This is a genomic window from Paenibacillus sp. LX16, assembly GCF_036252815.1.
GTDB classification, from domain to species: domain Bacteria; phylum Bacillota; class Bacilli; order Paenibacillales; family Paenibacillaceae; genus Paenibacillus; species Paenibacillus polymyxa_B.
This window is the reverse complement of sequence record NZ_CP141152.1, coordinates 2,121,717-2,133,806: the sequence shown is the minus strand read 5'-3', so window position 1 is coordinate 2,133,806 and position 12,090 is coordinate 2,121,717. Positions and strand designations below refer to the sequence as shown.

Sequence of the window (12,090 nt, the reverse complement as noted above, 5' to 3'; positions counted from 1 at the left end):
ATTCAATACCTGCCCATCTATATGTAGTTTAACGCGTCATTCATGCCGTAGCTCTAGCGATTGAATTCAGCTTACCACAGACCTTCATCGTCCAAAACCCTTTTCTAACTGCCTTCAAATGCCAAAAAACCTTCCTCCTCTCCGGAGAGATGGGGAAGGTTCTTCCTTGCCACAAAATGCTATATTCTGTATCGGTGTACCAGTAAAATCAGTAAGGAGCTTCCAAACTGAATCGTCCCAGCTTCCCTGCACGCAGCTCACGCAAAATGATTTTTGACGCCTTTTCGAGATCCACACGTCCGCCGCTAACAATACAGCCACGTTTACGTCCGATCGCTTCCATAACGTTGACAATTTCATCAGGATTTTCTGTATCTTCAGGACGTTCGGTGAGCTCAAAGCGCTCTGCCAGTGCATCCCAATAGTACTGAACCAAATATTTAGTCGCAAAAAAGGCAATATCCTCGACATTCAGAATTTCTTCCTTGATCGCACCTGTAACTGCCAGACGATAGCCTACATTCTGATCCTCAAATTTAGGCCATAGAATCCCTGGTGTATCCAGCAATTCAATTTCTCCAATCTTGATCCACTGCTGTGCCTTCGTTACCCCTGGACGGTCACCCGTAGCTGCAATATTACGTCCCGCCATTCGGTTGATCAGTGTCGATTTACCGACATTCGGAATACCAACAATCAATCCACGCATAGGACGCGGGTTCATTCCCTTCCTAATCTGCCGATCTATCTTTTCCTTAAGCAGCAGTTTGGCCTGAATCGGAATTTCTTTTAGTCCTGTTCCAGTTGTGGCATCCACTGGTAAGGCCACATGTCCCTGCTCCTTAAAGTAGGCAATCCATTGCTGTGATACTACCGGGTCCGCCAAATCTGCTTTATTCAAAATAATCATTCGCGGCTTGCCTTGCAAAATATCATCAATCATTGGATTTCGGCTGGAGAGCGGCAATCGAGCATCAATCAGCTCAATAACTAAATCAATTAACTTTAATTTCGCTTCAATTTGGCGGCGAGCTCTGGTCATATGACCAGGAAACCATTGAATCGTCACCGTCATCACCCCATTGATCGTAACTCCTACTTTTACCCTTAGGCTCTTAGTTAGGATTACGGCAGCTATGCTGCTTATTAGTTATTCTAGTGGTTAATCCACTGCATATCTTTCGCCGGCCAGAAAATAACGTCAGCCCGACCCACGACTTCCTTCAAATCAATATATCCAATCATCCGACTGTCTGTACTATTGGAACGGTTATCTCCCATTACAAAAATATGCCCCGCCGGAACTTTTCCATCCTTAAACTTCTCATTTGGAAAATTTGTAAACTTGTTGTAAAGCTCGCCATTTTGATGCGCTTCTTCCAAAGGAGCTTTCAGGTAAGATTCCTGAATCGGCTTACCATTTACTGTAATCGTGTCACCTTCTACCTTGACCGTATCTCCTTCAACGGCAATGACGCGTTTGATAAAGTCTCTTCCTTCCTCCGGCACATGAAACACGATCACTTCCCCTGGTTTAGGGGCACGGAAATCATACAAAATCTCATTCACAATGACGCGTTCTCCGGTATGAAAGTTAGGCTGCATCGACGGGCCATCCACAATAAACGGCTTAAAGAGAAGCCAGCGGATTAAAAAGACAAGCACTAACGCAATAATGATGGCCTTGAGCCACTCAAAAATCTCATTTTTTGGTTTACGCTTGGGCGTACCATCCTGATCAGTTGGCTGCTGTACAGCTCCTTGTCCTACTTCTTGCTCCATAGCTCACTGTCCTCTCTTTACGGTCAATAATCCACAGTTCCCTATGTACGTAGAAAAAACGAAAGGAGCTTGTAACCAAGCCCCTTTCGTTATTCGTTGTATTAACGACGAATTTCTTTAATTCTCGCTGCTTTACCGCGCAGTTCACGAAGATAATAAAGCTTCGCACGACGCACTTTACCACGGCGAGCCACGTCGATTTTATCGATTTTTGGGGAATGAAGCGGGAAAGTTCTTTCCACACCTACACCGTAAGAAATTTTACGAACTGTAAAAGTCTCACTGATTCCACCACCACGGCGTTTAATTACAACACCTTCAAACAACTGGATACGCTCACGAGTTCCCTCAATAACTTTCACGTGCACTTTCAAAGTGTCACCAGGACGAAAGTTAGGCAAATCTTTACGCAGTTGTTCTTCAGTGATCGCTTGGACGATATTCATCTATGACTCCCTCCTTCCGTACAGGTGTTCATGCTTCTTCTGGAAACACAACCGTTTCCTTCATTATCCACAGAGGACCACCGTATTACACACAACAGATGTATTGTATCATGGAGGATACCGCATTGCAACAACAAAAAGGGATTTGACCAAACATTATTTAATTGACTCCATTATAAAACAGGTCACTGCCTGCTTTCAAATCCACTCATGTCTAAAGCGCTTTATTGCTTTTCCTCCAAACCGTCAGCTTTGCACTGCTCCTCAATCCACACGCGCTCCTTGCCTGTCAATTCAGCTTGTTCCAACAGATCCGGTCGGCGTTCCATCGTACGACGTAACGCCTCTTGTCGTCTCCAAGAATCAATATTGACGTGATGCCCTGACAGGAGTACATCAGGAACTTTCCAGCCCCGAAACTCCGCAGGCCGGGTATAATGGGGGTACTCCAGCAGCCCGGTACTAAACGAGTCCGTTACCGCACTCGTTTCGTTCCCCAGCACTCCTGGTAGCAACCGTGTCACACTGTCAATGACGGTCATGGCTGGAAGCTCACCACCAGTCAACACATAGTCTCCGATAGAAAGCTCATCCGTCACCAAATGCTCTCGAATACGCTCATCATAACCCTCATAATGCCCGCATATAAAAATAAGATGGTCCTCTTTGGCCAGCTCTTCCGCTTTCTTTTGCGTAAAAGTCTCGCCTTGTGGACACATCAAAATGATACGCGGAGATTTTATGTCTGTGTTACGTTCTACCCCTTCATGTTGGATAACTTCATCGGCAGTCTCTAATGTTGATTCCTCTGATTTATCCAACAGCGCTTCCACGGCAGCAAAAATAGGGTCAGGCTTCAAAACCATGCCGCCCCCACCACCATAGGGCGTATCATCCACTTGTCCATGCTTGTTGCCGGCATACTGACGAAAATTAACCGCTTGCAGTGATACAATTCCCTTATCCCTTGCTTTTCCCAGAATGCTTGCATTAAACACTCCATCAAACATCTCTGGAAACAGGGTCAGCACATCTACCCGCATTACAGCAGACCTTCCATCAACCGTACCGTAACCCGTTTTTCGCGCACGTTTACATCCAAAATAACATCCTCTATATACGGCAATAGCAGTTCCTTGCCTTTAGGCATTTTGACTACCCATACATCATTGGCTCCCGGAGTCAAAATTTCTTTGACCACGCCGAGCTCATTTCCGTCTTCGGTCACTACTTCCATGCCGACTACTTCATGAAAATAGAATTCATTTTCTTCCAATTCGCCTAACCGCTCAGCAGATACCTTCAACAAAGTACCTTTATATTTTTCAACTTCATTGATATTGTGATATTCCTTAAATTTAGCAACAACCATATTTTTTTGAAAACGCGCTGTTTCAATAGTTACGGGAATCGGGGCTTTACCTTCAGCCGGAACAATCAAAAGTTCACTACCTTTAGCAAAGCGATCCTCTGGGAAATCTGTCGTCGTTAATATTTTAAGCTCCCCACGGATTCCATGGGTGTTCACAATTTTTCCGACATTAAACAATTGTTGCATCGTGTTCCTCCTGCTTGTAATCGGTCCCGCTCCATATCATCTTCATCATGTACGAAAAAGGGTTAGGACATACATCCTAACCCACTTTCGTATATCTTTAAGATATGATGTCTACGGTAACCCGTTTATCCATCTTAACGGCTGCTGATGCAACCACAGTGCGAAGCGCCTTGGCGATACGACCCTGCTTACCAATGATTTTGCCTACATCCTCAGGATGCACACTAAGCTCATATACAACAAGCCGATCCTTCTCCAAGGTCTTCACGGTTACATCTTCCGGATGATCGACTAAAGCCTTAGCAATGATTATCACTAATTCTTCCATGGTTGACCCTCCGTATCAGCACCTTATTTCTGTAGTTTAGACTCATGAAACTTTTTCATTACGCCCGCTTTGCTAAGCAAGTTACGGACTGTGTCGGATGCTTGTGCACCATCTTGCAACCATTTCAGCGCTTTATCTTCATCAATTTTTACAACCGCTGGTACTGTGATTGGGTTGTAGTAACCGATTTCTTCGATAAAACGACCGTCACGCGGGGAACGAGAATCAGATACCACGACGCGATAGAAAGGAGCTTTATGTGCACCCATACGTTTCAGACGAATACGAACTGCCACGAAAATTCACCTCCTTCAAAAAGTAGACTGTATATTGTTATCCCATAATTCCAAGGGCCTATTGGCCTTAGCGGAAAGGAAACTTCATACCTTTACCCATACTCTTCAACTGCTTCATAGCCTTGTTTTTGCCACCCTTAGGTCCCATCATATCTGAGAACTGCTTCATCATACGACGCATTTCGTCAAATTGCTTTATCAGACGATTTACCTCAGCCAGTGATGTTCCACTGCCTACAGAAATACGTTTGCGTCGGCTATGATTAATCATGTCTGGGTTTTGCTTTTCCTGTGTGGTCATAGAATGAACGATAGCCTCAATCCGGCCCATCTGTTTGTCATCCACTTTGATATCTTTCATTTGCTTCATGTTGCCCATACCGGGAATCATATCAAGAATCTGGTCGATTGGGCCAAGCTTCTTAACTTGATCCATTTGCTCCAGAAAATCTTCAAAAGTAAACTCGGCATTACGCATTTTCCGTTCCATTTCCTTCGCCTTATCGGCGTCGATATTGGACTGCGCTTTTTCAATCAGGGACAACATGTCACCCATGCCTAAAATCCGTGAAGCCATCCGTTCAGGATGAAACGGCTCCATCGCATCCAGCTTTTCACCCAATGTAGCAAACTTAATCGGACATCCAGTCACAGCCTTAACCGATAAAGCTGCACCACCACGAGTGTCACCATCCAGCTTCGTCAGTACAACTCCCGTTAACTCCAGGCTATTATTAAAGTGCTCCGCAACGTTAACCGCGTCCTGCCCCGTCATGCTATCTACAACCAGTAGAACTTCATCCGGGTTGACGTTGGTGTGAATCTGGCGCAACTCTTCCATGAGCTCTTCATCAACATGAAGACGACCCGCAGTATCTATAATAACGTAGTCATTACCATTATCCTTAGCATGCTGCAAACCCTGTTTCGCAATTTCTACCGGGCTTGTCTGATCTCCCAGTGTAAATACAGGAGTATTAATCTGCTCCCCAAGAACCTGAAGTTGCTTGATCGCGGCTGGTCTATAAATATCACCAGCTACAAGCAATGGACGATGATTTTGCTTTTGCAGCAATTTCGCCAGTTTACCAGACGTCGTCGTCTTACCTGCGCCCTGGAGACCCACCATCATAATGACCGTAGGCGGTTTGTTTGCTTTGGCAAGCTTGGCCTGACTGCCACCCATCAACTCGGTCAGTTCCTTGTTCACGATGTCGATAATGACCATGCCTGGCGTAAAGCTGTCCATCACTTCCTTACCAACGGATTTCTCCTTTACCTTGGCAATAAAGTCCTTTACAACCTTGAAGTTAACGTCCGCCTCAAGCAAAGCTAATCGTACTTCACGCATCGCCTGAGCTACATCATCCTCAGACACTTTTCCTTTACCGCGCAGTTTACTGAATACATTTTGCAAGCGAGTCGATAATCCTTCAAATGCCATACTTTCGCACCTCCTTGTCTACCAGGGTTGTTTGTTCTTAATCTATATGTCCTACAATTCCTGCAGGCGATTTACAATTTGATGGACATGTTGCAGAGTGCCTTCATCGGACTCACCGATTTTACCGAATGCCTCATACAACGTCTTATTTAATTCTTCGAGATCTTGGATTCTACGCTCATACTTACTTAGCAAACCAAGCTTTTCCTCGTACATTTCCAATACCTGTTCGGCACGTTTAATATGTTCATATACTGCCTGACGGCTAATTTGAAATTCCGATGCAATTTCCCCTAAAGAAAAATCATCATGGAAGTAATATTTTAAAAACATCTGTTGCTTCTCTGTAAGCAGAGGTTCATAGAAGTCAAACAGTCGGTTAATCCGGTTTGTCTTTTCCAGCCGATTCTCCTGACTCATCTTGTATACCTCCATCGTCAAGGAAAAACACTTTACAGTTCTTTTCAACGTTCCTTATGATACATAAAAGAAAAGAAGATGTCAAGCGTTATCCCTTGTCATACAAAAAAAAGCCGATCCACTGCCCTTAAACGGAAGTACGGATCGGCTTTTTGCCCACTGTTACTTAAACCCTTACTGGAGTAAGATACAGCAGAACAGCCAGAAAATGAAGTATGCTGCCTGCCAAAACAAACAGATGCCAGATCGCATGGTGATATGGAAATGCCCGCCACACATAGAAAATTGTGCCCAACGTATACATAAGACCACCTACGAACAATAACGTCATCCCTCCGGCGGGAACAGTCGCAACCAGAGGATTCCAGGCAATGGTGATGAGCCAGCCCATCACAATGTAAAACACGGTAGACATAAACAGGAAGCGCTTGGTGAAGAACGCCTTGAACAACACACCAAACAGTGCAATCCCCCAAATCACTCCAAACAATGTCCATCCCAGAGTACCTCGCAGTGCAACGAGCATAAACGGGGTATAGCTACCTGCAATGAACAGGTAAATGCAAGAATGATCGAATATTTCGAACAAATCCTTCATTTTCCCTTCACGCAGGCTATGAAGCAACGTTGAATTGGTGTACAACAGCAACATCGTAATCCCGTAAATCGTAAAGCTGACGACATGCCAAGTGGTTCCTTTCAAGCTAGCAAAAACAATGAGTAACACAAGCGCTGCCACGCTTAAAACGGCTCCAATTCCATGTGTAATGGCGTTGGCTACTTCTTCCCGTCGGGAGTAGGTATAGGTGTTTGCCATCGGTTTTTCACCCGGCTTCCTTATTTATATTTTACATACAAGATACATTACATATACGGCATCGACAGACCTCTTGCTTTCATTATACATCTGGGCGAGCTTGAGCAGCAACAGGATGGCTACTTAGTCCCAAACGTGGCATGAAGGCCTACTTTAAACGTATCAGTTCTGTTCTTCCTCGCCTGCAGCAGTTGCTTCGACCGTCTCTTCCTGAATCAACCCCGCAAACAACGCATGAACGAATTGCTCGGAATCAAACGGCTGAAGATCATTCACTTTTTCACCTAAGCCCACCAGCTTAACAGGCAAATTCAGCTCCTGACGGATGGCCACAACAATCCCGCCCTTCGCTGTACCATCCAACTTCGTTAGTACCAGTCCGGTTACACCGCTTTTCTCACCAAACAGCTTGGCTTGGTTAAGTGCATTTTGTCCAGTCGTCGCATCAAGTACCAACAACACTTCATGAGGAGCATCTGGAATTTCGCGTTGAATCACACGGAAAATTTTGTTCAGTTCCTCCATTAGATTGCTTTTATTCTGAAGACGTCCTGCGGTATCACACAACAAAACATCCACTTGACGCTGCTTGGCAGCCTGTACGGCATCAAACATAACCGCAGCCGGATCGGAACCAGATTGCTGCTTAATAACCTCTACACCTGCCCGTTCGCCCCATACCTCCAACTGTTCAATCGCACCCGCCCGGAACGTATCCCCAGCAGCCAACAATACTTTTTTGCCCTCTTGTTTAAAACGGTGAGCTAACTTGCCAATGGTTGTCGTTTTGCCGACGCCATTGACTCCCACGAATAAAATGACTGTAATCCCGTCAGGACTCATTTTGAGCTGACTATTGTCATTACCCCGCAGCAACTCGGACAGCTTTTCCGACAATACAGGCTGTAACTCGGATGCGTCCTCGATTTTGCGCTTTTTCACTTCTTCTCGCAGGTCTTCAATGAGGTTCATAACCGTGTTGACGCCTACGTCCGCTCCGATCAGAATTTCTTCCAGTTCCTCATAAAATTCCTCATCAATCTTTTTTCGGCGAATCATTAAGTCCGTTACTTTTTCAACAAAACCTTTACGTGTTTTTTCCAAACCATCTTTGAACTGTTTTGTGACAGATTCAGTTTTGTTTGCAATGCTTTCCTTCAATTTCCTAAAGAAACTCATGGATTCCCTCCGTTGGTCTGAAAGTATGTTATTTAATGTCAGGCAATCTCAGCTTCATCGTTGTCCAGCTTGACAGATACGAGTTTGGAAACCCCGCCTTCCTCCATCGTAACCCCGTACAGCACATCTGATTCTTCCATTGTGCCCTTGCGGTGTGTGACTACAATGAACTGTGTCTGCTCCGAGAATTCTCGTAAATACTGGGCAAAACGCACCACGTTTGCTTCGTCCAGTGCAGCCTCTACTTCATCGAGTACACAGAATGGAACAGGTTTAACGTGTAAAATGGCAAATAATAACGCCATCGCTGTTAACGCACGCTCACCGCCCGACAGTAGCTGTAAGTTTTGCAATTTTTTGCCCGGTGGCTGAGCTACGATGTCGATCCCCGTCTCCAGCAAGCGTTCCGGGTCAAGCAGCACGAGATCAGCACGTCCGCCTCCGAACAGCTTGGAGAATACCGTTCCAAATTCGCGCCGAATAGCATCGAACGTAGTCTTAAAGCGTTTGGACATTTCATCATCCATTTCACGAATAACTTGATAGAGCGTTGTCTTGGCCTCCACCAAATCAGACTTTTGCTCATCAAGAAACGTATAACGCTCATGCACACGCTGGTATTCTTCAATGGCGCCCAGATTCACCTCACCCAACGCGGAAATACCCCGTTTGAGCCTCTCTACCTCGCTCTGCGTACCTTCAATATCTTCTGGTATAGGGTAACGCTGCTTGGCTAACTCATAGCTGAGTTCATAATCATCACTTAATTTTTTCAGAACGTTTTCCAGTTCCACATCAAGACGATTTACTCCAATTTCCGTTTGACGAAGCAACTCCTCCACTGACTTGAGCTGAATCCGCTGTTCTTTCGTGTCGTTCTCAGCCACTTCAAGCTTTTTGGACAAGCTGCTACGTGCAGCCCGCTTGAATTCCAGTTGCTGTGCGGCTTCTTCCTTTTTCAAACGGTATTGATTGAGATTTTCAATCTGTTTCACGGTCTCCTGCTCATTGGTCAGCAAATCTGCTTCGATGGAAGCAAGCAAGGTTTTGTTTTGTCTCGAATCCTTACCAAGAGTATCATAATCCCCACGCAATCTGCGCAACTGCTCTTCCAAAGAAAAGCGCTCTTGGTCCAGCTTTCCTTCTCTTACCTTGAGATTCGTAAGCTCTCCCTGCAGCTGCTCTTTGGCAGATTCGTTGGCTTTACGGGCAAATTCAGCAGCGTGAATGGCCTGATGCGTTTTCTTTTCTTCTTCCTCCAGCGCAGCCAACTTTACCAACGCTTCTTCACGGGAAGTTTCCAGCTCCTTGATTTCCTGATCAAAGCCCTTTTTCTCCTGACCAGATGCAGCGACCTGCTCCAGAACATGACGAAGTTCATGCTCCAGTTGCTTGAGTTCCATTGCCATCTGCTGCTCTTCACCGCGCTTCACATCGCCGCCCTGGCGCAACTCGTCCAGACGGGTCTGTGTCTCCTCCAACTGGCGTTTGGTATCTATTGCACTCTGACGCAACCTTGCAATTTGCTGCTCCGTATCTACAATGTCCTGATCCAACTGATCCAGCTGACGTTTCCGTCCAAGCAGATTAGCATTTTTCTTGAACTGGCTTCCCCCAGTCATGGAACCCCCTGCATTGACAACATCGCCTTCCAAAGTGACCACGCGGTATCTATATTGGCAACGAGCCGCAATACGGTTTGCATCTTCCAACGTACGGGCAATGACCACATTCCCCAAGAGACTGCCTACAATTCCGGCATATCGATCATCATACTGAACAAGATCTGCACCGATCCCGACAAAGCCTTCGGCTCCTTCTGCAATTTGGCGTTCTCCTGCGCCGATTTGACGCGGGCGGATAACATCCATAGGCAAAAATGTCGCTCTGCCCAGTTGACGTTGCTTTAGAAAACTGATCGCCTGTCTGGATACGGATTCATTTTCCATCACGATATGCTGAACTGAAGCACCCAAAGCGGTTTCCATCGCCTGCTCTAAATGCTCAGGCACCCGAATCAGCTCCGCTACCGCTCCATGCACACCGTGCAAAGTATCTTTTCGTGCAGCCTTCAATACCTCTTTAACTCCAAGCATGAAGCCGTCAAAGTCATCCTGCATTTCCTTCATTGTATCTCGTCGTGAAATTTGAGCCTCACGTTTTTGTTCCCATTTACGAACGGTACCCTGGTTTTCTTCCAGTAATTTTTGCAGGGCTTGATACTTTTCACTTCCCTGAATATAGCCACTACGCAAACTACTGATTTCCTGCCCCAGCTTCTGAACCGCAGCTTCCAATCCCTTTTTGCGCTGTTCAAGTTGTACTTTCTGGGCTTCCCATTTGCCGGATTCGTCACTTACGCGAGTCACACGCCGTTCCAATGCTTCCTTCTGTTGGTCTGTATAACGGATTTCGTTACGCGCCTGCGCCATCTGATTCATCAGTTCCAGCAGACCACCCTTTAGGCTTTCTTCCTGCTCCTGGCTGATTCCGCCTGTAACACCAATCAGTTTGGCCTCTTCGTCAGACAGCCGCACACGCAACTCGTCAAGCTCTACATTCAGTGCAGACAGTTTTTCGTTCAGCTGATCCAGTTCACTCCTGCGCTCGGAATGCCGTGATTCACTTGTGCTAAGTGATAAGATCAATTGTTCCCGATTAGCCTCCAGATTGCGTGTGCGCTCTTTGAGCAATTCGCCGTAGCCTTCACTTTTCTCCGTCGCTTCACTGTATTGCAGCAGATCCCTTTGCAACTGCTCTACTTGCTCTTCCAGCTGGCGCAATTCGTTGCGATCGCTTTCCAGCATCGCATCGTGGCGGGACACCACCGTAGACAACTGAAGCTGCTCCTGCTGCAACAATGCTAGTTTAGAAGTCGCATCGCTCCACGAAGTATGAATTTGTTCAATTTGATGGACGTACATTGAAATTTCTTTTGATTTCAATTCACCGCGCAGCTCTTTAAAATGAATCGCTTTTTCAGACTGCTCCTTAAGCGGTCCAATCTGATCCTCCAGTTCACTAACCAAATCGTGAATACGCAGCAAATTTTGCTCCGTTTCATCCAGCTTGCGAACCGCATCTTTTTTACGCGATTTATATTTTACGATACCCGAAGCTTCCTCAAAAATACCTCGACGATCCTCAGATCGGGTACTCAGAATTTCTTCAATGCGTCCCTGCCCAATAATTGAATAAGCTTCTTTACCAATGCCTGTATCCATAAACAGCTCTGTAATATCTCGGAGTCTGCATGATTGCCGATTAATGAAATATTCACTATCCCCACTTCGATGTACACGTCGCGTTACCGTGACCTCACCAAAATCCAGAGGCAACGCCTGATCTTCATTATCCAACGTAAGCGAAACTTCACCGTAATTAACAGCCTTACGAGCATCACTACCCGCAAAAATAATGTCCTCCATTTTGCCGCCACGCAGTGATTTGGCACTCTGTTCGCCAAGCACCCAACGAATCCCGTCGGAAATATTACTTTTTCCGCTTCCGTTGGGCCCGACGACTGCCGTAATGCCGCGGACAAATTCCATTTCCGTTTTATCTGCAAACGATTTGAAGCCCGCCAGCTCAATGCGCTTTAAAAACATGCTCAATCTCACCTCTAACATTTCAAATATGCTTGTACAACACCGTATACCTGATTGATATGAATTATCCCTATTGTAGCATAAACTAGCTTGTATAAAGCACAGTACCGACACTCACATTACACCAGCAAAGCCACGAAAAAAGAGCAAAACGCAGTCCATTCGCCATTACGGGCCGGGACTCCCCGCGGACTGCCCTTTGCTCTTACTTT

The 12,090-nt window shown here is 45.9% G+C and carries 12 protein-coding genes; all 12 read right to left on the bottom strand.

The window, feature by feature from the left end; translation table 11 throughout:
* Nucleotides 1-208 precede the first annotated feature (208 nt).
* On the bottom strand, nt 209-1,069 hold the full coding sequence (gene ylqF, locus T3H97_RS09820; protein WP_023988173.1) for a ribosome biogenesis GTPase YlqF: 861 nt from the start codon (nt 1,067-1,069) through the stop codon (nt 209-211).
* An 86-nt stretch (nt 1,070-1,155) separates the two neighbouring features.
* Nucleotides 1,156-1,782, bottom strand: coding sequence for a signal peptidase I (gene lepB, locus T3H97_RS09815; RefSeq protein WP_025721709.1), 627 nt, complete (start codon nt 1,780-1,782; stop codon nt 1,156-1,158).
* Between the two features lie 101 nt (nt 1,783-1,883).
* Nucleotides 1,884-2,228, bottom strand: a complete 345-nt coding sequence (rplS, locus tag T3H97_RS09810; protein WP_010346403.1) for a 50S ribosomal protein L19 — start codon at nt 2,226-2,228, stop codon at nt 1,884-1,886.
* A gap of 224 nt (nt 2,229-2,452) precedes the next feature.
* Nucleotides 2,453-3,271, bottom strand: coding sequence for a tRNA (guanosine(37)-N1)-methyltransferase TrmD (trmD, locus tag T3H97_RS09805; RefSeq protein WP_328802412.1), 819 nt, complete (start codon nt 3,269-3,271; stop codon nt 2,453-2,455).
* The gene (rimM, locus tag T3H97_RS09800) at nt 3,271-3,786 is read right to left on the bottom strand and encodes a ribosome maturation factor RimM (RefSeq protein WP_069291714.1); all 516 of its coding nucleotides are present in this window, start codon (nt 3,784-3,786) and stop codon (nt 3,271-3,273) included. Before rimM ends, trmD begins: the two co-directional genes overlap by 1 nt.
* 97 nt (nt 3,787-3,883) lie before the next feature.
* Nucleotides 3,884-4,114 (bottom strand): KH domain-containing protein, encoded by a 231-nt coding sequence (locus T3H97_RS09795; protein ID WP_013309863.1) that lies wholly within the window; start codon nt 4,112-4,114, stop codon nt 3,884-3,886.
* Nucleotides 4,115-4,137: 23 nt separating this feature from the next.
* Nucleotides 4,138-4,410 carry a 30S ribosomal protein S16 gene (rpsP, locus tag T3H97_RS09790; RefSeq protein WP_013309862.1) on the bottom strand — a complete coding sequence of 91 codons (273 nt, stop codon included), beginning with the start codon at nt 4,408-4,410 and terminating at the stop codon, nt 4,138-4,140.
* Nucleotides 4,411-4,477: 67 nt separating this feature from the next.
* Entirely contained in the window at nt 4,478-5,854 is a 1,377-nt protein-coding gene (ffh, locus tag T3H97_RS09785; RefSeq protein ID WP_061832003.1) for a signal recognition particle protein, read from the bottom strand.
* Between the two features lie 51 nt (nt 5,855-5,905).
* Nucleotides 5,906-6,274: a putative DNA-binding protein gene (locus T3H97_RS09780; RefSeq protein ID WP_023988169.1), complete on the bottom strand. Its 369-nt coding sequence runs from the start codon at nt 6,272-6,274 to the stop codon at nt 5,906-5,908.
* Nucleotides 6,275-6,440: 166 nt separating this feature from the next.
* Nucleotides 6,441-7,091: a PAQR family membrane homeostasis protein TrhA gene (gene trhA, locus T3H97_RS09775; protein ID WP_013309859.1), complete on the bottom strand. Its 651-nt coding sequence runs from the start codon at nt 7,089-7,091 to the stop codon at nt 6,441-6,443.
* Nucleotides 7,092-7,253: 162 nt separating this feature from the next.
* Nucleotides 7,254-8,270, bottom strand: a complete 1,017-nt coding sequence (gene ftsY / locus T3H97_RS09770) for a signal recognition particle-docking protein FtsY (protein ID WP_328802411.1) — start codon at nt 8,268-8,270, stop codon at nt 7,254-7,256.
* Between the two features lie 38 nt (nt 8,271-8,308).
* Nucleotides 8,309-11,878 carry a chromosome segregation protein SMC gene (gene smc, locus T3H97_RS09765; protein ID WP_328802410.1) on the bottom strand — a complete coding sequence of 1,190 codons (3,570 nt, stop codon included), beginning with the start codon at nt 11,876-11,878 and terminating at the stop codon, nt 8,309-8,311.
* Nucleotides 11,879-12,090 lie beyond the last annotated feature (212 nt).

Coding starts and splice junctions, on each gene's coding strand:
- lepB (WP_025721709.1), bottom strand. CDS start 1,782: ATGGAGCAAGAAGTAGGACAAGGAGCTGTACAGCAGCCAACTGATCAG.
- rplS (WP_010346403.1), bottom strand. CDS start 2,228: ATGAATATCGTCCAAGCGATCACTGAAGAACAACTGCGTAAAGATTTG.
- trmD (WP_328802412.1), bottom strand. CDS start 3,271: ATGCGGGTAGATGTGCTGACCCTGTTTCCAGAGATGTTTGATGGAGTG.
- rimM (WP_069291714.1), bottom strand. CDS start 3,786: ATGCAACAATTGTTTAATGTCGGAAAAATTGTGAACACCCATGGAATC.
- T3H97_RS09795 (WP_013309863.1), bottom strand. CDS start 4,114: ATGGAAGAATTAGTGATAATCATTGCTAAGGCTTTAGTCGATCATCCG.
- ffh (WP_061832003.1), bottom strand. CDS start 5,854: ATGGCATTTGAAGGATTATCGACTCGCTTGCAAAATGTATTCAGTAAA.
- T3H97_RS09780 (WP_023988169.1), bottom strand. CDS start 6,274: ATGAGTCAGGAGAATCGGCTGGAAAAGACAAACCGGATTAACCGACTG.
- trhA (WP_013309859.1), bottom strand. CDS start 7,091: ATGGCAAACACCTATACCTACTCCCGACGGGAAGAAGTAGCCAACGCC.
- ftsY (WP_328802411.1), bottom strand. CDS start 8,270: ATGAGTTTCTTTAGGAAATTGAAGGAAAGCATTGCAAACAAAACTGAA.
- smc (WP_328802410.1), bottom strand. CDS start 11,878: ATGTTTTTAAAGCGCATTGAGCTGGCGGGCTTCAAATCGTTTGCAGAT.